Source organism: Sulfuritortus calidifontis, assembly GCF_003967275.1.
Classification (GTDB): Bacteria; Pseudomonadota; Gammaproteobacteria; order Burkholderiales; family Thiobacillaceae; genus Sulfuritortus; species Sulfuritortus calidifontis.
On record NZ_AP018721.1, the window covers coordinates 1,250,163 to 1,270,173 of the forward strand.

Sequence of the window (20,011 nt, forward strand, 5' to 3'; positions counted from 1 at the left end):
TTAGGCGAGGGCCTTGGCGATGCGCTCCAAGGCTTTTTCCAAGTTCTGCATGGAAGTGGCGAAGGACAGCCGGATATAGCCCTCGGCGCCGAAGGCCGATCCGGGCACCACGGCCACGCCGTGGTCGAGCAGGTACTGGCTCAGGGCCATGTCGGTCCTGGCGGTGAGCTTGCCGGCGGCGAACAGGGCGTCGATGGCATCGCGCACGTCCGGGAAGGCATAGAAGGCGCCGCCGCTTTCCACGCACTTCACGCCGGCGATGGCGTTCAAAGTATCCACCACGAAACGATGGCGCTCCTTGAACGCGGCCAGCATGGGCTGGATGCAGGCCTGGTCGCCGTTGAGGGCGGCCTCGGCCGCCACCTGCGAGATCGAGGTGGGGTTGGAGGTGCTCTGCGACTGGATGTTCTCCATGGCCGCGATCAGGTCGGCCGGACCGGCGCTATAGCCGATGCGCCAGCCGGTCATGGCATAGGCCTTGGACACGCCGTTGAGCACCACGGTGCGTTCGTACAGGTCCGGACAGGCGTTGAGGATGTTGACGAAGGGGGTGTCGACCAGGCGGATGTGCTCGTACATGTCGTCGGTGGCGATCAGCACCTTGGGGTGCTTGCGCAGCACCTCGCCCAGGGCCTTGAGTTCGTCCAGGCTGTAGAGGGCACCGGTCGGGTTGGACGGGCTGTTGATCACCAGCATTTTGGTGTGGCTGGTGATGGCCCTTTGCAGCTGAGACGGCGTGAGCTTGAAGCCCTGCTCGATGCCGGCCTCGACGATCACCGGCTTGCCGTCGGCCAGCACCACGATGTCGGGATAGGACACCCAGTAGGGCGCCGGGATGATCACCTCGTCACCCGGGTTGATGTAGGCCTGGACCAGGTTGTAGAAGCTCTGTTTGCCGCCGCAGGAGACCAGGATCTGCTTCGGCAGGTAGTCGAGGCCGTTTTCCCGCTTGAACTTGGCGACGATGGCCTGCTTGAGCGAGGGGGTGCCGCCGACCGCCGTGTATTTGGTGAAGCCCTGGTGGATCGCCGCGATGGCGGCTTCCTTGATGTGCTGCGGGGTGTCGAAATCGGGCTCACCCACGCCCAGGCCGATGATGTCGCGGCCATCGGCCTTGAGCTTGGCCGCCAGGGCCGACACGGCCAGGGTGGGGGAGGGCTTGATGTTCTTGACGCGGTGGGAGAGTTCCAAGATAGGGCCTTTGCAAATCGTCGCGCGTGAAGGGGGGCCGACCTGATAACATTGATCGGTTTTCGCGCGCGAAATTCTACCCGTGATCGTCACCTTCCCCAATAGCCCCTTCGAGCTGCACCAGCCGTTCGAGCCCTCGGGCGACCAGCCGACCGCCATCGCCCAGCTGGTGGCTGGCATCGAGCAGGGCATGCGCTGCCAGACCCTGCTCGGGGTGACCGGCTCGGGCAAGACCTACACCATGGCCAACGTGATTGCCCGGACCGGCCGGCCGGCCTTCGTCATGGCCCCGAACAAGACCCTGGCGGCCCAGCTTTATGCGGAATTCCGCGAGTTTTTCCCGAACAATGCGGTCGAGTACTTCGTGTCCTACTACGACTACTACCAGCCCGAGGCCTATGTCCCGGCGCGCGACCTGTTCATCGAGAAGGACTCCAGCATCAACGAGCACATCGAGCAGATGCGGCTGTCGGCGACCAAGGCCCTGCTGGAGCGGCCGGACTGCGTGATCGTGGCTACGGTTTCGGCCATCTACGGTATCGGCGACCCCTCGGAATACCACCACATGATCCTGCATCTCAGGCAGGGCGACAGGGTGCCGCAACGGGAGGTGATCCGCCGGCTGACCGAGATGCAGTACCAGCGCAACGAACTGGAGTTCAAGCGCGGGGTGTTCCGGGTGCGGGGCGATGTGATCGACATCTTCCCGGCGGAAAACGCCGAGACCGCCGTGCGCTTGTCGCTGTTCGACGACGAGGTGGAGGCCATCTCGGTGTTCGACCCGCTCACCGGCCAGGTGCTGCACAAGCTGCCCCGGTTCACGGTCTATCCTTCCAGCCACTACGTCACCCCGCGCGAGACCACGCTGCGGGCGATCGAGGGCATCAAGCTCGAACTGGCCGAGCGGATCAGATTCTTTGCCGACAACGGCAAGCTGGTCGAGGCCCAGCGCATCGAACAGCGCACCCGGTTCGATCTGGAGATGCTGTCCGAGTTGGGCTTCTGCAAGGGCATCGAGAACTACTCGCGCTATCTCTCGGGCCGCAAGCCGGGCGAGCCGCCGCCGACCCTGATCGACTACCTGCCGGCCGATACCCTGATGTTCCTGGACGAATCGCACGTCACCGTGCCGCAGATCGGCGCCATGTACAAGGGCGACCGCGCGCGCAAGGAGAACCTGGTCAATTACGGCTTCCGCCTGCCCTCGGCCATGGACAACCGGCCCCTGCGCTTCGACGAGTTCGAACGCATGATGCGCCAGACCGTATTCGTCTCGGCCACGCCCGGCCCCTATGAGGCCAAGCACCAGGAGCAGGTGGTGGAGCAGGTGGTGCGGCCGACCGGCCTGATCGACCCCGAGGTCATCGTGCGCCCGGTCACCACCCAGGTCGACGACCTGATGAGCGAGATCAGTCTCAGGGTGGCTCAGGGCGAGCGGGTCATGGTCACCACCCTGACCAAGCGCATGGCCGAGGATCTGACCGAGTACTACTCGGACCACGGCATCAAGGTGCGCTACCTGCACTCGGACATCGACACCGTGGAGCGGGTGGAGATCCTGCGCGACCTGCGCCTGGGCGTGTTCGACGTCCTGGTCGGCATCAACCTTTTGCGCGAGGGGCTGGACATCCCGGAGGTGTCCCTGGTGGCCATTCTCGACGCCGACAAGGAGGGTTTCCTGCGTTCCGAGCGCTCGCTGATCCAGACCATCGGCCGGGCGGCGCGCCACATCAACGGCACGGCCATCCTTTACGCCGACGAGATCACCGATTCCATGCGCCGGGCCATGGACGAGACCAAACGCCGCCGGGCCAAGCAGAAGGCCTACAACGAGGCCCACGGCATCGTGCCCAAGGGCGTGCAGAAACGGATCAAGGACATCATTGACGGCGTCTACGACATCGAAGAGGCCGAGAAGGCTTTGCATGTGGCGCAAGAGCGCGCCCATTACAAGAAGCTGGGCGAGAAGGAAGTCACCAAGGAGATCAAGCGGCTGGAGAAGGAAATGATGGAGGCTGCGCGCAACCTGGAATTCGAGAAGGCCGCAAGCCTACGCGACCAGATGCACAGCCTGAAAAAGCTGATGTTCGGGGTGGAAGAGCGCGACGCCGAGCCGGGGCAAGCCGGCTCGGGGACATCCAAGCGTCTATAAGGCCTAGCCCGTGCTCCAGGCCCGCGGCCGTTTCATGCCCGCGATCTTGCAGGCCTGCTTCACATAGCCGTAGGGGAACAGCTCGAACAGCTTGTTGCGCGAACCCGGGCCCAGGCGTTCGGTGAGATGCTTGATCACGAAGCGGGCATCGGCGGCGACCTGGTGTTCCTCGTAAAACTCGCGCATGAAGCGGATGGCGTCCCAGTGATCCTCGTTCAGCGTGATGTTCTCCTGGCGGGCCAGTTCCTCGGCCACGGCCTCGTTCCAGTCCCGCGGTTCGATCAGATAGCCTTCCTCGTCCAAGGGCGGCAGTTCGAAAGCGACTTGCATGTCCATATTCTCATCTCCTTATCCAGCGGCCGGTTTTCGGCCGTCGAGCTTGGCAAACAGAGAGTTACGGTTTCAATATATCACAGATTGATATTATCAGAATTTGATATATATCAAACAAGACAAACCGGCTAGCATTGGCCCATGAAGAGCAAATCCATGACCAAAAGAGAGTACGAGGCCCTGTCCGACTTCCGTTACCAGCTGAGGCGTTTCCTGCGTTTCAGCGAATCGGCGACGCGCAAGAAGGGCATCACCCACCTGCAATACCTGCTCCTGCTGCATCTGAAGGGTCATCAAGGGCGTGAATGGGCGACGGTGGGCGAACTGGCGGAGCGCCTGCAGGCCCACCACCACGGCGTGGTCGCCCTGGTTTCGCGCTGCGAAAAACTGGAACTGGTGCGCCGCGAACCGGGACGGCACGACCGGCGCGAGGTCGAGGTGCATCTGACGCCAAAGGGCGAAAAGCTGGTCGAAACCCTGGCCCGCCTGCACCGCGACGAACTGCTGACCCTGCAGGGCATCTTCAAGGTGCCAGGCGCGGACGAGTTGTCCACCACACAAGCGAACGAGTCATAAGCCCTATAATCGCCGGTTTTCAATCGGCGGGTTTCTCGATGAATCAGGACAGCAAGGTTTCGGTGCTCTTCGTCTGCATGGGCAACATCTGCCGCTCGCCCACGGCCGAAGGGGTATTCCGGCGCATGGTGGCGGAGGAGGGGCTGGAACATCGGGTCCGGATCGATTCGGCCGGCACCCACGATTACCACATTGGCAAGGCGCCGGACCGGCGCGCCCAGGCGGCCGCGATCGGCCGCGGCTACGATTTGTCGCCCTTGCGCGGCCGTCAGGTTTCCCGACGCGATTTCACCGAGTTCGATTACGTCCTGGCCATGGACCTCGATAACCTGGCCAATTTGCAGCGCATCTGCCCTGACGATCAGCGGCACAAGCTGCAGCTTTTCCTGGCGTTCAGCGAACGGTTCAAGGGACAAGAAGTCCCAGACCCCTATTACGGCGGGGCGCAAGGCTTCGATCTGGTGCTGGATATGGTGGAAGACGCCGCCCGGGGCCTGCTGCAGGCGATCCGGACGGGCGCTTGAGTTGAGACTGCCCCGGAGCCGGGGCGGCGGGTTTAGGCGTTAGCCTGATCCGACGAGGTGGATTTGGTCTCCACCATCACCAGGGGTTCCGAAGTGGCTTCTGCCTCCTGGGCCGGGCGGGGACGCCGGCGCGGCTGGTCGGTCGGCATCGTCGGCTCGGCTGCCTGGGGCTCCGACGGGGCGGACTTGGTTTCCACCATCATCAGCGGTTCGGCCGGTGCGGTTTCCACGCTCGGGCGCGGCCGGCGACGGCGCTGCTGACCGGCTTCGCCGGCCGGGGCCGCTTCGGCGGCCGGCACGCTGGCGCGGGTTTCCACCAGTTCCAGGCCGGCCTGGCTAAGGTCGGGGGTGGGCATGCTCGTCGGGGCCGGCTTGGGCTCGGGGGCTGCGACCGGCGTCACGACCACCGGGGCGGCTTCCTGCACCGGGGCAGGGGCCTGCTTCACTTCCATGGCGGGTTCCACCGTCACCACGACCGGGACGGTCGGGGCAGGGGCGCTTTCAATCGCTTCGCTCGTCGGCGCGGCGACTTGCTGTTCACCGACCATATCCTCAGGACGACCCTCGCCGCGGCGGCCGCGGCCACGGCCGCGGCGGCGGCCGCGGCCTTCGCGTTCCTGACCGGCCTCGCCGGCCACCGCCTCGATGGCCGGGGCAGTGGCGGGAGCCGCCGGCTGGACCTCGCGCGGGGCGCGCTCAGGCCGCTCGCGGCGTTCCTGCTGGCGCTCGCCACGTTCGGCGCGTTCAGTACGCTCCGGGCGCTCCTGACGCTCGCCCCGAGCCTGGCGCTCGCCACGTTCGGGGCGCTCGCGGCGTTCCTGACGTTCGCCACGCTCGCCGCCTTCGCCGCGCTCTCGGCGACCGCGGCCTTCGCGACCTTCGGTCTGGCGGCCACGACGACCCTCGTTGCGCTCGCGCCGGCCTTCCGCCTTCTTGGGCTGGGGCTTGGCTTCCGGCTTGGCCTTCAAGCCGCCCAGCCAGCCCAGGATGCGGCCGAACAGGCCGGGCTTGCCGGCTTCTTCGGCCTTGGTAGTCGGCATCGGCGCTGGCTGCGACGGGGTGATGCCCTGGACCATGGGCTGGGCGCGCTCGGGTTTGGCCGCAGCGGCAGCGGCTTCCGCCTCTTCGCTGGGCTTTTCCATCATCTGGTAGCTGGGCAGCATGGTCTCGGTCAGGTTGAGCTGGTCGTGACGCAGGCGCTGCAGGACATAGCGCGGGGTCTCGAAGTGGATGTTCGGGATCAGCATGACCTCCACCTTGTGCCGGGCCTCGATGTTGAGGATGTCGGTCCGCTTCTCGTTGAGCAGGAAGGTGGCGACCTCGACCGGGGCCTGCAGGTGGATGGCGCCGGTGTTTTCCTTCATCGCCTCCTCCTGCAGCATGCGCAGAAGGTGCAGGGCGAAGGACTCGGTGCTGCGAACATGGCCGGTGCCGGCGCAGCGCGGGCAGGTCACGTAGCTGGTCTCGCCCAGGCTGGGTTGCAGGCGCTGGCGCGACAGCTCCATCAGGCCGAAGCGGGAGATCTTGCCCAGCTGGATGCGGGCGCGGTCATGGCGTAAGGAATCGCGCAGGCGTTCCTCCACCTCGCGCTGGTTCTTCTGGTTTTCCATGTCGATGAAGTCGATCACGATCAGGCCGCCCAGGTCGCGCAGGCGCAGCTGGCGGGCCACTTCCTCGGCCGCTTCCAGGTTGGTGTTGAAGGCGGTCTGCTCGATGTCGGCGCCCTTGGTGGCCTGGGCCGAGTTGACGTCGATGGCGACCAGGGCCTCGGTGTGGTCGATCACGATGGCGCCGCCGGAGGGCAGGGGCACGGTGCGCGAATAGGCGTTCTCGATCTGGTGCTCGATCTGGAAGCGGGAGAACACCGGCACGCTGTCGGTGTAGAGCTTGACCCGGTTCACATTGTTCGGCATCACGTGGGCCATGAACTGGCGGGCCTGCTCGTAGATGGCCGGGGTGTCGATCAGGATCTCGCCGATGTCGGCGGTGAAGTAGTCGCGGATGGCGCGGATGACCAGGCTGGATTCCTGATAGATCAGGAAGGCGCCTTTTTGCGATTTGGCCGCCGAGTCGATGGCCTGCCAAAGCTGCAGCAGATAGTTGAGGTCCCACTGCAGTTCCTCGACCGAGCGGCCGATGCCGGCGGTGCGGGCGATCAGGCTCATGCCGCTGGGGACTTCCAGCTGGGCCAGGGCGTCGCGCAGCTCGTTGCGTTCCTCGCCTTCGATCCGGCGCGAGACGCCGCCGCCGCGTGGGTTGTTCGGCATCAGGACCAGATAGCGGCCGGCCAGGCTGATGAAGTTGGTGAGAGCGGCGCCCTTGTTGCCGCGCTCGTCCTTTTCGACCTGGACGATGAGTTCCTGGCCTTCCTTCAGGAAGTCCTGGATGCGGCCACGGCCGAGTTCGCCGCCCTCGGCGCCGGAGAGGGCGGAACGGGCGATTTCCTTGAAGGGCAGGAAGCCGTGGCGCTCGGCGCCGTAATCGACGAAGCAGGCTTCCAGGCTGGGCTCGACCCGGGTGACGACACCCTTGTAGATGTTGCCCTTGCGTTGTTCCTTGCTGGCGGACTCAATGTCGAGGTCGATCAGTTTCTGGCCTTCGACAATGGCGACGCGCAGTTCTTCCGCCTGCGTCGCATTGAATAACATGCGTTTCATGTTTTACCCCTGCGCCATGCGCCCCGGGGCGATAAACCCGCCGCGAACCTGGGTCGCGGCAGCAAAGCGAGCAGGGATCAGCAGACTGGTTGGTTTCGGTCTTGTTCTGTCACGTGCATGGTTTCGGGTTCATCCTTTGCCCGCCGGCCAGGCCGTCGGAGGGTATCCGGGTGCAAATCGCGCTATCAAATACGTTACCATTGGCCCCGGCCGTTCTTCCGGCGTTCTCCTCGATCGAGTCGAGGGCTACGCGCAGTCCGCGCCGAAGCTCCAACTTCACTCAATTTGGCTGACCGGTTCGCCGTGCAGCCCCCGAGCGACCTTCTTTTAATGCGAATCACGCTCGTTAAGACAACCTGCGAGGCCGGAGGCCCTTAGCCGGCGAGTGAAACAACCGGCACTTTCTCGGTGCGGCGCGGGCAGGTTCTTCAACGCCCTGTTTGCCGGCTCTGAAAGTGGCAAGAAGTATAACAGTGAAATGAAAGACTTAGGTAACAAACCTGCAAAAAAACCTGCCAAAGCCATGCAGCCGTCATCGGCGCCGGCCCCGGCCCGGGTGGTCAGGGTGGTGATCGGGCCGGAGGAGGCCGGCCAGCGCCTGGATAACTACTTGTTCAAGAAGCTCAAGGGCGTGCCCAAGACCCGCATCTACCGGATCTGCCGCGACGGCGAGGTGCGGGTGAACGGCAGGCGGATCGAGCCGGCCTATCGCCTGGTGGAGGGCGATGAGCTGCGCATCCCCCCGGTCCGGCTGGCCGAGCGCCCGGACAAGACCCCGGTGCGGGTGGTCAAGCCCCTGCTCGACCGGGTGATCTACCGCGACGACAGCCTGCTCATCATCGACAAGCCGGCCGGCATGGCCGTCCATGGCGGCAGCGGGGTGAGCCAGGGGGTGATCGAGCAGTTGCGGGTGGAACTGCCCGAGGCCCGCTTTCTGGAACTGGCCCATCGCCTGGACCGGGAGACCTCCGGCGTCCTGGTCCTGGCCTTGAAGCGCGCGGCCCTGGTCGAACTGCACCGCATGCTGCGCGAGGGCGAAATGCGCAAGCGCTATCTCGCCCTGGCCACCGGTCACTGGCGCGACCCCGTGCGCAACGTCCGCCTGGCCCTGAAGAAATACGTGACCGGCGAGGGCGAGCGCCGGGTCGCGGCCCAGCAGGACGGTCAGGCCGCCCACACGATATTCAGGCTGGTCGGGCACTATCCCGGTTTCAGCCTGCTCGAGGCGGAACTCAAGACCGGGCGCACCCATCAGATCCGGGTCCATCTGGCCGCGCTCAAGCACCCCATCGCCGGTGATGACAAATATGGCGATTTCGAGTTGAACAAACGCTTGAAATCCCAGGGGCTCAAACGCATGTTCCTGCATGCCGCGGCGCTGGAGTTCAAGCATCCCCTCACCGGCAAGCCGCTCAAGCTGGAGGCGCCGTTGCCGGATGATCTGCAAGGCTTTTTGAATTCACTGAAAACGGAATCCCGAATTGGCTAAACGTTTCGACCTGCTCATCTTCGACTGGGATGGCACCCTGCTGGATTCGGCCGGCACCATCGTCGCCAGCATCCAGGCCGCCTGCGCCGACATCGGCTGGCCGGTGCCCAGCCGCGAGGCGGCCAGCCACATCATCGGCCTGGGCCTGAAGGAGGCCATCGCCGCCCTGTTTCCAGACATGCCGGAGGCGGAACAGCCGCGCCTGGCCGAGCGCTACCGCTACCACTATCTGGCCCAGGATCAGGATATCCCCCTGTTCGACGGCGCGGCGGAACTGATCGCCGAGCTGCACAGCCGCGGCTTCCTGCTCGCCGTGGCCACCGGCAAGGCACGGCGCGGCCTGATCCGCGCCTTCGAGCACAGCGGCCTGGAACCGTATTTCCACGCCTCGCGCACGGCCGACGAGACCTTTTCCAAGCCCAACCCGACCATGCTGATCGAATTGCTCGACGAACTCATGGTCGAGCGCGAGCGCGCCCTGATGATCGGCGACACCAGCCATGACCTGCAGATGGCGCAGAACGCCGGGGTGCCGGCGCTGGCCGCCGGCTACGGTGCCCACCCCGCCGACAGCCTGCATGCCTACCGGCCGCTTGCCGTCTGCCACCGCTTCGAGGAGCTGGCCGAATGGCTGAGAACCCACGCCTGATCTGCGCGGCGAGCGATCTGCAAGATGGCGGCAGGGGGGTGCGCTTCGAGGCGCAATGGGGCGGCCAGCCGACCCCGGCCTTCGTCATCCGCTTCAAGGGCCGGGTCTATGGCTATCTCAACCGCTGCGGCCATATCCCGGTGGAGCTCGACTTCCAGCCCGGGGAGTTTTTCGATGACAGCCGGTTATACTTGGTCTGTGCCACCCACGGCGCCCTCTACGCCCCGGAATCCGGCGCCTGTCTGGGCGGCCGCTGCGAGCGGCGGGGCCTGCTGCCGCTCGAGGTGATCGAGCGCGACGGCGGCATTTATGTGAAGGAATAATACATGGCCGAAGGTCAGGAAAACTGGGAACGCGACGCGCTCGAACGGCTCCTGCTCGAGCAGATCCGGGAGCAGCGCAAGGCGCGGCGCTGGAGCATCTTCTTCCGCTCGCTGCTGTTCATCTGGCTGTTTTTGGTGCTCATCATGATCGCCGCCAAGCAGGACGGCGAGCTCAAGCCGGGGCCGCATACCGCCCTGATTGACATCCAGGGCGAGATCGGCGGCGGCGACGTGGTGGCCGACGACATCGTGGCCGCGCTCAACAACGCCTTCGAGGACAAGCGCAGCAAGGCCGTGGTGCTGCGCATCAACAGTCCGGGCGGCAGCCCGGTGGCGGCCGGCATCATCTATGACGAGATCCGGCGGTTGCGCGCCAAGTATCCCAATACCCCGGTCTATGCCGTGGTCGAGGATCTTTGCGCCTCCGGCGGCTATTACATCGCGGCGGCGGCCGACCGGATCTATGTCGACAAGGCCTCGCTGGTCGGCTCCATCGGCGTGCTGATGGACGGCTTCGGCTTCACCGAGTCCATGAAAAAGCTGGGCATCGAGCGCCGCCTGCTCACCGCCGGCGAGAACAAGGGCTTCCTCGACCCCTTCTCGCCCGAGGACCCGAAGCAGGTGGCCCATGCCAAGGCCATGCTGGCCGAGATCCACCAGCAGTTCATCCAGGCCGTGCGCCAGGGCCGGGGTCAGCGCCTGAAGGAGACGCCGGAGCTGTTCAGCGGCCTGGTCTGGAACGGCAGCAAGAGCATCGAGCTGGGCCTGGCCGATGCCCTGGGCAGCCTCGACTACGTGGCGCGCGAAGTGGTCCAGGCCGAGGACATCCTGGACTTCACACCACGGGAAAACCTGGCCGACCGCCTGGCCAAGCGCCTGGGCAGCGCCATCGGCGAGGCGGTGCGGCCCTGGGCCAGGGACCAGCTCGGTCTGCGCTGATGGCCGAGCCCTACCAGCCCATTCCCTGCGCCTTACACGAGCGCCTGGAATTCGCCGTACTGCGCCGGCAGCGCCTGCGCCTGCGCTACCGGACCGAGGCCGGCGAGGTCGAGGCCGTGGTCCTGCCCACCGATGTCGCCACCCGCGCCGGGGCGGAGTGGCTGAGCTTCCAGGCCGAATCCGGCGCCAATCAGGTCATTCGGCTGGACGCCATCGTAAGCGCCCGGCCGGCCTGACTGCCCTCTTGAAATCGCCGGGAGTGCCCCCATTCCCTACGCAGGTTTAATTCCGAAGGGCGCCATCGAACATGCAACAAGAACAGAACACCCCCGAGTCCGCCGAACCGGCGGTTGCCGACGAGAACAAGGAAGTCACCCCCAGCCTGGAAGAGATGCTGCGCCTGGCCGAGCTCAAGGCCGAGGAGCATCACGATGCCTGGCTTCGGGCCAAGGCCGAGACCGAAAACGTGCGCCGGCGCGGCCTGGAAGAGGCCGAGAAGGCCCGCAAGTTCGCGGTCGAGAAGTTCGCCGGCGAGCTCCTCGCCGTGAAGGACAGCCTGGAGGCCGCCCTGGCCACCGGCGACAATGCCACCCTGGACAGTCTCAAGAGCGGGGTGGAACTGACCTTGCGCCAGCTGGCCTCGGTGTTCGAGAAGCAGAATCTTATTGAAATCAACCCCTTGGGTCAGAAATTCGATCCCAATGTGCACCAGGCCATCGGCGTGGTGGAAGGCGAGGGCGAGTCCAACACCGTCGCCAACGTGCTGCAGAAGGGCTATCTGCTCAACGACCGCGTGCTGCGCCCCGCCCTGGTTCAGGTTTTCAAGTAGGCCCACTTGAAGCCAGGGATTTGAACCACATATCAGCCACAGTTGAACTTGTATTCAAAGGAATAAAGACATGGGAAAGATCATCGGCATCGACCTGGGTACCACCAATAGCTGCGTCGCCATCATGGAAGGCGGCAAGCCCAAGGTCATCGAGAACGCCGAAGGCGCGCGTACCACGCCCTCGGTGGTGGCTTACACCGACGACGGCGAGATCCTGGTCGGCGCCCCGGCCAAGCGCCAGGCGGTGACCAACCCGAAGAACACCCTGTATGCGGTCAAGCGCCTGATCGGCCGTCGCTTCGAAGAGAAAGAGGTGCAGAAGGACATCGACCTGATGCCCTACAAGATCGTCAAGGCGGACAACGGCGATGCCTGGGTCGAGGTGCGTGGCGAGAAGAAGGCTCCGCCGCAGATCTCGGCCGAAGTGCTGAAGAAGATGAAGAAGACCGCCGAGGATTACCTGGGCGAGCCGGTCACCGAGGCGGTGATCACCGTGCCGGCCTACTTCAACGACAGCCAGCGTCAGGCGACCAAGGACGCCGGCCGCATCGCCGGCCTGGAGGTCAAGCGCATCATCAACGAGCCGACCGCGGCCGCGCTCGCCTTCGGCATGGACAAGAAAGAGGGTGACCGCAAGATCGCCGTGTTCGACCTGGGCGGCGGCACCTTCGACATCTCGATCATCGAGATCGCCGAAGTCGAGGGCGAGCACCAGTTCGAGGTGCTGTCGACCAACGGCGATACCTTCCTGGGCGGTGAGGACTTCGACCAGCGCCTGATCGACTACATCATCGAGGAGTTCAAGAAGGAGCAGGGGGTCGATCTGTCCCGTGACGTGCTCGCGCTGCAGCGTCTGAAAGAAGCGGCCGAGAAGGCGAAGATCGAGCTGTCCTCCACCACCCAGACCGAGGTGAATCTGCCCTACATCACGGCGGACGCCAGCGGTCCGAAGCACCTGGTGATGAAGATCACCCGGGCCAAGTTCGAGTCCCTGGTCGAGGACCTGATCGAGCGCACCATCGAGCCGTGCAAGGTGGCGATCAAGGACGCCGGCATCAAGGTCTCCGACATCAGCGACGTCATCCTGGTGGGCGGCCAGACCCGCATGCCCAAGGTGCAGGAGAAGGTGAAGGAGTTCTTCGGCCGCGAACCGCGCAAGGACGTGAACCCGGACGAGGCCGTGGCCATCGGCGCGGCGATCCAGGGCGGCGTGCTGCAGGGCGAGGTCAAGGATGTGCTGCTGCTCGACGTCACGCCGCTGTCGCTCGGCATCGAGACCCTGGGCGGCGTGATGACCAAGCTCATCCCGAAGAACACCACCATCCCGACCCGGGCTTCGCAGGTGTTCTCCACCGCCGACGACAACCAGACCGCGGTGACCATCCACGTGCTGCAGGGCGAGCGCGAGATGGCGGCCGGCAACAAGAGCCTCGGTCAGTTCAACCTGACCGACATCCCGCCGGCGCCGCGTGGCATGCCGCAGATCGAGGTCACCTTCGACATCGACGCCAACGGCATCCTGCACGTCTCGGCCAAGGACAAGGCGACCAACAAGGAGGCCAAGATCACCATCAAGGCCAACTCGGGTCTTACCGAGGACGAGATCAAGAAGATGGTGCATGATGCCGAGGCCAACGCGGCCGAGGACCACAAGGCCTTCGAACTGGTCAACGCCCGCAACCAGTGCGATGCCATGATCCACTCGGTGAACAAGGCGCTCAAGGAGCACGGCGACAAGGTGCCGGCCGACGAGAAGGCCAGGATCGAGGCCGCGGTCAAGGCCGCCGAAGAGGCGATCAAGGGCTCGGACAAGGCCGAGATCGAGGCCAAGACCCAGGCCCTGGCGGAAGCCAGCCACAAGCTGGCCGAACAGATGTACGGTCAGCAGGGCGGCGCCGAGGCCGCTGCCCAGCCAGGGGCCGGTGCCGCCGGCGGCAAGAAGGCCGACGAGGACGTGGTCGATGCCGAGTTCGAGGAGGTCAAGGACAAGTAATCCGCGTCCCTGCCGGCCCGCGCCGGACCGCCCGATCGAAAACGCCGGTGTTCACACCGGCGTTTTTTTTCGGCGGTTCAGACGCCGGGCTGCAGGGTCACCGTCAGTTCGATCTTTCTGTCCCCGCGCAGGATGGTCAGCTTCACCGTGTCGCCGACCTGGTGATCGTCCAGGGCGGCTAGCAGCTTGCCCACGCTGTCCACCGCCTTGCCCTCGACCGCGAGGATGGTGTCGCCCGGCACGATGCCGCCGTCCCGGCTGATGCGCGCGCCCTGCAGCCCGGCCGCCTCGGCTGCCGAGCCCGGCTGCACCCGCAGGATGACCACGCCGGCCACGCTGCGCAGTTGCGCCAGCCGCTGGTTGAGACCCTCGTCCACCTCGATGCCCAGGGCGGGGCGGATGTACTTGCCCGACTTGATCAGCTGCGGCACCACGCGGTAGACGGTGTCCACCGGAACGGCGAAGCCGATGCCGGCCGACGCCCCGCTCGGGCTGTAGATGGCGGTGTTGATGCCGATCAGGCGCCCGGCCGAATCGAGCAGGGGGCCGCCCGAGTTGCCCGGGTTGATCGCGGCATCGGTCTGGATCAGGTGCTCGATGGTGTTGCCGTTCTCCTCGCCGAGCGAGCGGTCCAGCGCCGAAACGATGCCGGTGGTGAGCGTCCAGTCCAGGCCGAAGGGGTTGCCGATGGCGAATACCTTCTGGCCCACCTTCAGATCATGGCTGGTGCCGATGGGCACCGGTGGCGGGCGCCGGAAGCCGACGCCGATCTTCAGCACCGCGATGTCGTGGGCCGGCGAGGCGCCGACCAGGGCGGCCCGGAAGCTGCGGCCATCGGCCAGCTTCACCGTCGCCTCGCTGGCGTTTTCGATGACGTGGAAATTGGTGATGACGTGCCCCGCATCGTCCCAGATGAAGCCGGAGCCGGTGCCGCGCGGCACGGAAAAGACGTTGCGGCTCCACAGATCCATCACCTGGGCGCGGGTGCTGATGTACACCACGCTGTCCTTCGCCTTCTCGAACAGCTCGATGGTGGCCTTTTCGTCGGCCGCCAGCTCGCCCCGGGGCGTCACCAGGCGCGGCTCGCTCGGGGGTGCCGGGGCGAACCAGCCGGCCAAGTCAGGCACGCCGCGCCAGAGCAGGATGAGGAAGGTGGCGGCCAGAGTGATCCAGAACAGGCGGGCGAGAAAACGGTCGGGCATGCTGAGGGGCTCCTTTGCCTTGCGGCGGCTGATCCGGTCAGGTGTTGGATTCGCGTGTGGCCTGGTGCAGCGCCACCTTGCGGAAACGCTGCAATGGGGAAGGGCGCGGTTCAGTCAGGGCGAAAATCCTCGGGTTGGCCGAGCCCGGATTGTAACCGTTCGCGCAGGCTGGCGATGTAGCGGTCCGCCCCCTCGGCCGAGATGCCGGCGGTGAGCAGGGTCCGCTCGGCCAGGGCAAGCCCCGCCGCCAGCCGTTCCACATAGACCCGCACGCCGGCAATGCCGAGCAAGCGCTGCGCCTCCTGGTCGCTCAGGCTGGTGGCGAGCAACGGGATTTCGGATGAGTATGGCGCAGCCAATGGGCGATGCGCAGGGCCTGTTCCGGCCGGTGGAAGGTGATCACCACCAGGCGCGCGCGCTCCACCCCGGCGGCGCGCAGGGTGTTGATCCGGCTGGCATCGCCGTAATGCACCGGCAGGCCGGCGCGGCGCCGGCTTTCATCCTCCTCTTCCTGGGGCGGGGCGGGCAGGGCGGCCGACCGCGTCAGGCATCCGAACGCGCCAGGCCGGCCAGCCGCAGGGGCGGGCCAGGTGAGCAGCATCTTCACCGGCAGCAGCGCCAGCCAAGCCAGCACAGCGAGGGGCGCGGCGAGCAGCCGGCCGGCATCCAGCTACAGGCCGATGGTGATGAAGAACAGGCTGGTGAGCACATCGCGGAACGGCCGGATGTCGTCTTCCATGCGGTGCCGGAAATCGCTCTCGCCCAGCACCACGTCGGCACCGAGATAGCCGAGCAGGGTGGGCAGGCGCAGCCGTGCCGAAACGGCGGCGGCGAGGCTGCCGGCCACCAGCAGCACGAAAGAGAAGGAAAACAGATCCTGCACGGTTCGGCCTCAGGCGGCCGCGCCGATCAGGCAAGCTGCGCCCGCACCCAGCGCACGATGTCCTGCGCCCCCATGGCGCCGGCCTGGCGCGCGAGCTCGCGCCCGCCCGCAAACAGGGCCACGGTGGGGATGCTGCGGATGCCGTATTGGGTGCCCAGCATCTGTTCCGCTTCGGTGTCCACCTTGGCCAGGCGCACCTGAGGTTCCAGGAGGCGCGCCGCCTGCTCGAACTGGGGCGCCATCATCTTGCACGGCCCGCACCAGGGCGCCCAGAAATCCACCAGCACCGGAATGTCGTTGCGCTCGACATGCTTGGCGAAGGTGGCGGCGGTGAGCGCCACCGGGTGCCCGGTGAACAAGGGCCGGTGGCATTTCCCGCAGTTGGGGCCCTGATTCAGGCGCGCGACGGGCACGCGGTTCACCGCGTGGCAATGGGGGCAGACGATGTTGAAGGTATCGCTCACGATGGCTCTCCGAAAATTGATTGTTTTTTTATTGGTAATTCCTAACGAATCTGGACCAATTTTGGGCTGATATCCTGGATGCTGGTGGTCTTGAGAAGCTTGACCAGCAAGGGTTTCAGGTCATCAGTCCGGTGGTTGAAACGGTAACAAACTTCCCCAAGGTAAAGATGGAAGTATTTGCGAGGCACTCCCCGGTAAGGATACAACCAGTTCTTGGCATAGCTCCAGAAGCCCTCGATGCCGTTGATATGGTCCCGCCCCACCGGCTTGCCTTTCTCCTTGCGGATCACCACGTGCTCACCCCGCAGCTTCAGTGTCGCGTAAGCTTGCCACTCGTCGGTGTAGTACAACGCGCCCTCCCGGGTATGGGCCTGGATGTGGCGCATCACCTCTGCCCGGCTGTGAGCCGCGATCGGCATCGCCTTGACTTGGCCGTTGCGCTTGACGATGCCAAACACGATCACTTTGCCGACCGCACCCCAGCCCCGTTTGCCGTGCCGAGCCCCGCCAAATGTGGTCTCGTCGCATTCGACCGCCCCGGCAAAGGGTTCTCGGAACTCCTCCGCCCACGCCATGCAAGCACGCACCAGCCGGTAAAAGCGTTCGATCGCCGGCGCACTGGCCAAGGCGCCGAAGCGCTGCCGGTAAACCGGCACGCCCCAAACGAAGCGACGCAGCAGTTCGTGCTTGGTGGCGTCGCTCAGCCGGCTGGCCGACCACGCGCTACGCCAGCGAAAGCGATGGCCGCAGCGTTTGCATTTGTGGCGGCCATCAGCCAACTGATACAGTCGACTGTAGCCACAACCAGGGCATTTCTTCATGACCAAATCCTTCCAGATTTGGTCCAGTTTGGTTAGGTATTACCTTTTTATTTGGGGCCGGATGCGGTTTCGCCAAGGGCGGGCTTCTTCATATCTCCGGTGAGGCGCTGGATCGCCGCTTCGTCCAGGGTCTCCCGTGCCAGAAGCTCCGCCGCGCAACGGTCCAGCACCGCGCGGTTGTCGGCGAGGATGCCGTAGGCCTTTTCGAACACGCCCATGACGATGGCACGCACGGCGACGTCGATGCGCGCCTGGGTGGACTCGGCCACCCGGCAACCGCCGGCGGCGAGTTCCGGCACGTCGAGAAAGCGCGGGCGCTGGGCCTCGAAGGCGATGTAGCCGAGGTCCTCGTCCATGCCGTAACGGGTGATCATGTCGCGCGCGATGTCGGTGGCGCGGGCCAGGTCGTCGGCGGCGCCGGTGGACAGCTCGCCGAAGACCAGCTTCTCCGCGGCGCGCCCGCCCAGCAGCACCGCGATCTTGTTCTCCAGCTCCTGCCGGGTCATGAGGTAGCGGTCCTCGGTGGGACGCTGGATGGTGTAGCCCAGCGCCCCGATGCCGCGCGGGATGATGGACACCTTGTGCACGGGATCGGTGCCGGGTAGGGAAAGGGCCACCAGGGCATGCCCCATCTCGTGGTAGGCCACGGTCCGGCGCTCGCGTTCGTTCAGTACCTGGCTCTTCTTCTCCAGCCCCGCGACGATGCGCTCCACCGCGGCGGTGAAATCGGCCAGCTCCACCGCCTCGGCCTTGCGCCGGGTGGCCATGAGCGCCGCCTCGTTCACCAGGTTGGCCAGATCCGCCCCGGAAAAGCCGGTGGTGAGCGCCGCCACCTGTTCCAGATCCACGTCCGGGGCGAGCTTCACCTTCTTGGCATGCACCCGGAGGATGGCCAGGCGCCCGCTCTTGTCGGGGCGGTCCACCAGTACCTGGCGGTCGAAGCGGCCGGCGCGCAGCAGCGCCGGGTCGAGGATCTCCGGCCGGTTGGTGGCGGCCAGGATGACCAGCCCCACGGAGGGATCGAAGCCGTCCATCTCCGTGAGCAGCTGGTTCAGGGTCTGCTCCCGTTCGTCGTGACCGCCGATGGGACCGGCCGCGCCACGCGCCCGGCCCAGGGCATCGAGCTCGTCGATGAAGATGATGGCCGGCGCGCGCTGCCGCGCCTGCTCGAACAGGTCGCGCACCCGCGCCGCACCCACGCCGACGAACATCTCGACGAATTCGGAACCGGAGATGGAGAAGAAGGGCACGCCCGCTTCGCCCGCCACCGCCTTGGCCAGCAGGGTCTTGCCGGTGCCGGGCGGGCCCACCAGGAGCACCCCCTTGGGGATGCGCGCCCCCAGGCGGCCGTATTCCTGCGGGTTCTTCAGGAAATCCACCACCTCGGCGAGTTCCGCCTTGGCCTCGTCCACCCCGGCCACGTCGTCGAAGCCGACCCCGGTGTCCCGCTCCACATAGACCTTGGCCCGGCTCTTGCCGATGGTCATGAAGCCGCCCATGCCCTGCTTCTCGGCGAAGCGGCGGAACAGGAAGAACCAGACAGCGAAGAAGGCCACCGCCGGCAGCACCCAGGACAGGAGGTCGCGCAGGAAGGTGCTTTCCACCTGCCGGGTGTAGGGCACGCCGTATTGGGACAGGCGGGCGGCGAGATCCGGTTCCACCCGGTTGGCGACGATGACGGTCTTGCCCTTGGCGTCCGGCGCCTTGAGCTTGCCGGTGAGCACGCGGTCGGACACCAGCACCTCGGCTACCCGGCCATCCCGCAGCGCCTGCTCGAATTCGCTGTAGGGCACCGGCTCCACGGTACGACTGGCCTGCCACCAGTTCTGCAGCAGCAAGAGCAGCAGGGCGGCGAGGAGCCAGTACAGGGTGTTCCATTGGGTCTTCTGTTCCATGGCTGTTTCCTTAACAGGCCGTTGAAAAACTACTGCGGTGGGCCATCTGCGGCGTTGCGCGGTGCTCGCTCCCTCGCCTATCTATTCGATATGTCTCGGTCGCTGCGCTCCGTGCGCCTTGCATCTGGCCATCCTCGCTACGTTTTTCAACGGCCTGTTAATATCAGCGCCAGATGCCGCCCAGGCGCCAGCGTGGGGCGCCGGCGGGCGGATGCGGCCAGCTCCAGGGTTCCGCGGCCCAGGACGCCTGGGTTTCCTGCAGGGCCTGCAGGCGGGCGATGCGTTCCCCGGTGGCAGGATGGGTGCGCAGCCAGGACGGCTCCGGGTTGCCCCAGCCCGGCATGAGCCAGGCGCGCCAGGAACGGCTGGCACGCTCGATCCGGGCGAGGGCGGAGGCCAGACCGGCCGGGTCGCCGGTGAGCCTGACCGCGGTCAGATCGGCGTCGAACTCGCGCACCCGGGACAACCCCAGTTGCGCCAGCAGGGCGATCTGAGGGGAAAACAGCAGCCACAGCAGGCCCGGCCAGGGCAGCTCCAGCCTGCCCATGGCCCAGGCAGGCAGAAAAACGAGCAGCATCAGCTGCGCACTCAGGGCGAACAGGCTGGTCAGGCGGCTCAGATAATCGGCCAGGCCCATCACCCGCAGATCGCCGTGGACGATGTGCGCGGTCTCATGGGCGAGCACGCCGGCCAGCTCGCGCAAAGAGAGGCCATGCAGCAGGCCGTCGGTGAGCACGATGTGGGCCTGCGCGCGGCTGCCCACCGCGAAGGCGTTCGCCAGCGGGCTCGCCACCCGATACAGCCGCGGTACTTGGGGCAGGCCGGCGCGTTGGGCCAGTTCGGCCATGATCCGGGTCAGGGCCGGCGCCTCGTTCGGCGCGAGCGGCTGCGCCCGATACAGCGCCAGGGTCAGCCGGCTGGCCGCGGCCGGTTCGATGAGCAGGGCCAGGGTGCTGGCGCTGAGCGCCAGCCACAGCCCGGACTCACCGAGCCAGAGCCAGCCCGCGGCGGCGGCGATGGCCAACAACAGACCCACCAGCAGCAGGGTTTGCAGGCGGTTGGCCAGGGCGTGGCGCTGCCATTCGGCCACG

General features: G+C 66.0%; 21 protein-coding genes. 10 read left to right on the top strand and 11 right to left on the bottom strand.

All coding sequences use genetic code 11. From position 1 onward, the window contains the following. Nucleotides 1–1,191 carry a pyridoxal phosphate-dependent aminotransferase gene (locus EL388_RS06580; protein ID WP_126461365.1) on the bottom strand — a complete coding sequence of 397 codons (1,191 nt, stop codon included), beginning with the start codon at nucleotides 1,189–1,191 and terminating at the stop codon, nucleotides 1–3. Between the two features lie 82 nt (nucleotides 1,192–1,273). Between EL388_RS06580 and uvrB the strand changes: the two genes are divergently transcribed. Beyond that, on the top strand, nucleotides 1,274–3,343 hold the full coding sequence (uvrB, locus tag EL388_RS06585) for an excinuclease ABC subunit UvrB (RefSeq protein WP_126461368.1): 2,070 nt from the start codon (nucleotides 1,274–1,276) through the stop codon (nucleotides 3,341–3,343). Nucleotides 3,344–3,346: 3 nt separating this feature from the next. Here uvrB and EL388_RS06590 read toward each other — a convergent pair whose 3' ends face one another. Beyond that, a complete protein-coding gene (locus EL388_RS06590) occupies nucleotides 3,347–3,673 on the bottom strand; it encodes a TusE/DsrC/DsvC family sulfur relay protein (protein WP_126464032.1) in 327 nt (108 codons plus the stop codon). Between the two features lie 144 nt (nucleotides 3,674–3,817). On the opposite strand from EL388_RS06590, the gene EL388_RS06595 reads away from it, so the two are divergent. Together EL388_RS06595 and EL388_RS06600 are read left to right on the top strand one after the other, a co-directional pair. Then, nucleotides 3,818–4,252, top strand: coding sequence for a MarR family winged helix-turn-helix transcriptional regulator (locus tag EL388_RS06595; protein ID WP_126461371.1), 435 nt, complete (start codon nucleotides 3,818–3,820; stop codon nucleotides 4,250–4,252). 38 nt (nucleotides 4,253–4,290) lie between these two features. Beyond that, nucleotides 4,291–4,776: a low molecular weight protein-tyrosine-phosphatase gene (locus EL388_RS06600; RefSeq protein ID WP_126461374.1), complete on the top strand. Its 486-nt coding sequence runs from the start codon at nucleotides 4,291–4,293 to the stop codon at nucleotides 4,774–4,776. Between the two features lie 32 nt (nucleotides 4,777–4,808). Here EL388_RS06600 and EL388_RS06605 read toward each other — a convergent pair whose 3' ends face one another. After that, on the bottom strand, nucleotides 4,809–7,433 hold the full coding sequence (locus tag EL388_RS06605) for an Rne/Rng family ribonuclease (protein WP_126461377.1): 2,625 nt from the start codon (nucleotides 7,431–7,433) through the stop codon (nucleotides 4,809–4,811). Nucleotides 7,434–7,956: 523 nt separating this feature from the next. On the opposite strand from EL388_RS06605, the gene EL388_RS06610 reads away from it, so the two are divergent. The 7 genes from EL388_RS06610 to dnaK all read left to right on the top strand — a co-directional run bounded on the left by EL388_RS06610 (nucleotide 7,957) and on the right by dnaK (nucleotide 13,655). Beyond that, the gene (locus EL388_RS06610; protein ID WP_197721836.1) at nucleotides 7,957–8,922 is read left to right on the top strand and encodes an RluA family pseudouridine synthase; all 966 of its coding nucleotides are present in this window, start codon (nucleotides 7,957–7,959) and stop codon (nucleotides 8,920–8,922) included. Beyond that, entirely contained in the window at nucleotides 8,915–9,571 is a 657-nt protein-coding gene (locus EL388_RS06615) for an HAD-IA family hydrolase (RefSeq protein ID WP_126461383.1), read from the top strand. Before EL388_RS06610 ends, EL388_RS06615 begins: the two co-directional genes overlap by 8 nt. After that, nucleotides 9,550–9,894, top strand: coding sequence for a Rieske (2Fe-2S) protein (locus EL388_RS06620; RefSeq protein WP_126461386.1), 345 nt, complete (start codon nucleotides 9,550–9,552; stop codon nucleotides 9,892–9,894). Before EL388_RS06615 ends, EL388_RS06620 begins: the two co-directional genes overlap by 22 nt. Nucleotides 9,895–9,897: 3 nt before the next feature. Beyond that, entirely contained in the window at nucleotides 9,898–10,833 is a 936-nt protein-coding gene (locus tag EL388_RS06625) for a S49 family peptidase (protein ID WP_126461390.1), read from the top strand. Beyond that, nucleotides 10,833–11,069, top strand: a complete 237-nt coding sequence (locus EL388_RS06630; RefSeq protein ID WP_197721837.1) for a transcriptional antiterminator, Rof — start codon at nucleotides 10,833–10,835, stop codon at nucleotides 11,067–11,069. Before EL388_RS06625 ends, EL388_RS06630 begins: the two co-directional genes overlap by 1 nt. 71 nt (nucleotides 11,070–11,140) lie before the next feature. Further along, entirely contained in the window at nucleotides 11,141–11,662 is a 522-nt protein-coding gene (gene grpE, locus EL388_RS06635; protein ID WP_126461393.1) for a nucleotide exchange factor GrpE, read from the top strand. A 70-nt stretch (nucleotides 11,663–11,732) separates the two neighbouring features. Then, nucleotides 11,733–13,655, top strand: a complete 1,923-nt coding sequence (dnaK, locus tag EL388_RS06640; RefSeq protein ID WP_126461396.1) for a molecular chaperone DnaK — start codon at nucleotides 11,733–11,735, stop codon at nucleotides 13,653–13,655. Between the two features lie 77 nt (nucleotides 13,656–13,732). On the opposite strand, the gene EL388_RS06645 is transcribed toward dnaK, so the two are convergent. The 8 genes from EL388_RS06645 to EL388_RS06680 form a co-directional block, all read right to left on the bottom strand. After that, nucleotides 13,733–14,857, bottom strand: coding sequence for a S1C family serine protease (locus tag EL388_RS06645; RefSeq protein WP_126461400.1), 1,125 nt, complete (start codon nucleotides 14,855–14,857; stop codon nucleotides 13,733–13,735). 110 nt (nucleotides 14,858–14,967) lie between these two features. Then, nucleotides 14,968–15,186: a hypothetical protein gene (locus tag EL388_RS06650; protein ID WP_126461403.1), complete on the bottom strand. Its 219-nt coding sequence runs from the start codon at nucleotides 15,184–15,186 to the stop codon at nucleotides 14,968–14,970. Further along, nucleotides 15,168–15,491, bottom strand: coding sequence for an NAD-binding protein (locus EL388_RS06655; RefSeq protein ID WP_126461406.1), 324 nt, complete (start codon nucleotides 15,489–15,491; stop codon nucleotides 15,168–15,170). Before EL388_RS06655 ends, EL388_RS06650 begins: the two co-directional genes overlap by 19 nt. A gap of 36 nt (nucleotides 15,492–15,527) precedes the next feature. Beyond that, complete coding sequence (locus tag EL388_RS06660) at nucleotides 15,528–15,740, bottom strand: cation:proton antiporter domain-containing protein (RefSeq protein ID WP_126461409.1); 213 nt, start codon at nucleotides 15,738–15,740, stop codon at nucleotides 15,528–15,530. Between the two features lie 26 nt (nucleotides 15,741–15,766). Next, nucleotides 15,767–16,204 carry a thioredoxin TrxC gene (gene trxC / locus EL388_RS06665; protein WP_126461412.1) on the bottom strand — a complete coding sequence of 146 codons (438 nt, stop codon included), beginning with the start codon at nucleotides 16,202–16,204 and terminating at the stop codon, nucleotides 15,767–15,769. 41 nt (nucleotides 16,205–16,245) lie between these two features. Further along, nucleotides 16,246–17,025: an IS1595 family transposase gene (locus EL388_RS06670; protein ID WP_197721789.1), complete on the bottom strand. Its 780-nt coding sequence runs from the start codon at nucleotides 17,023–17,025 to the stop codon at nucleotides 16,246–16,248. Nucleotides 17,026–17,072: 47 nt separating this feature from the next. Beyond that, nucleotides 17,073–18,920: an ATP-dependent zinc metalloprotease FtsH gene (ftsH, locus tag EL388_RS06675; RefSeq protein WP_126461415.1), complete on the bottom strand. Its 1,848-nt coding sequence runs from the start codon at nucleotides 18,918–18,920 to the stop codon at nucleotides 17,073–17,075. Nucleotides 18,921–19,083: 163 nt separating this feature from the next. Beyond that, nucleotides 19,084–20,010 (bottom strand): zinc metalloprotease HtpX, encoded by a 927-nt coding sequence (locus EL388_RS06680; RefSeq protein WP_126461418.1) that lies wholly within the window; start codon nucleotides 20,008–20,010, stop codon nucleotides 19,084–19,086. Between the last annotated feature and the right edge of the window lies 1 nt (nucleotide 20,011).

Excerpts from the sequence above, each read along its gene's own strand:
- EL388_RS06605 (WP_126461377.1), bottom strand. The coding sequence starts at position 7,433 with ATGAAACGCATGTTATTCAATGCGACGCAGGCGGAAGAACTGCGCGTC.
- EL388_RS06620 (WP_126461386.1), top strand. The coding sequence starts at position 9,550 with ATGGCTGAGAACCCACGCCTGATCTGCGCGGCGAGCGATCTGCAAGAT.
- ftsH (WP_126461415.1), bottom strand. The coding sequence starts at position 18,920 with ATGGAACAGAAGACCCAATGGAACACCCTGTACTGGCTCCTCGCCGCC.
- EL388_RS06625 (WP_126461390.1), top strand. The coding sequence starts at position 9,898 with ATGGCCGAAGGTCAGGAAAACTGGGAACGCGACGCGCTCGAACGGCTC.
- EL388_RS06645 (WP_126461400.1), bottom strand. The coding sequence starts at position 14,857 with ATGCCCGACCGTTTTCTCGCCCGCCTGTTCTGGATCACTCTGGCCGCC.
- EL388_RS06595 (WP_126461371.1), top strand. The coding sequence starts at position 3,818 with ATGAAGAGCAAATCCATGACCAAAAGAGAGTACGAGGCCCTGTCCGAC.
- grpE (WP_126461393.1), top strand. The coding sequence starts at position 11,141 with ATGCAACAAGAACAGAACACCCCCGAGTCCGCCGAACCGGCGGTTGCC.
- EL388_RS06590 (WP_126464032.1), bottom strand. The coding sequence starts at position 3,673 with ATGCAAGTCGCTTTCGAACTGCCGCCCTTGGACGAGGAAGGCTATCTG.
- dnaK (WP_126461396.1), top strand. The coding sequence starts at position 11,733 with ATGGGAAAGATCATCGGCATCGACCTGGGTACCACCAATAGCTGCGTC.
- EL388_RS06670 (WP_197721789.1), bottom strand. The coding sequence starts at position 17,025 with ATGAAGAAATGCCCTGGTTGTGGCTACAGTCGACTGTATCAGTTGGCT.
- EL388_RS06610 (WP_197721836.1), top strand. The coding sequence starts at position 7,957 with ATGCAGCCGTCATCGGCGCCGGCCCCGGCCCGGGTGGTCAGGGTGGTG.
- EL388_RS06600 (WP_126461374.1), top strand. The coding sequence starts at position 4,291 with ATGAATCAGGACAGCAAGGTTTCGGTGCTCTTCGTCTGCATGGGCAAC.
- EL388_RS06630 (WP_197721837.1), top strand. The coding sequence starts at position 10,833 with ATGGCCGAGCCCTACCAGCCCATTCCCTGCGCCTTACACGAGCGCCTG.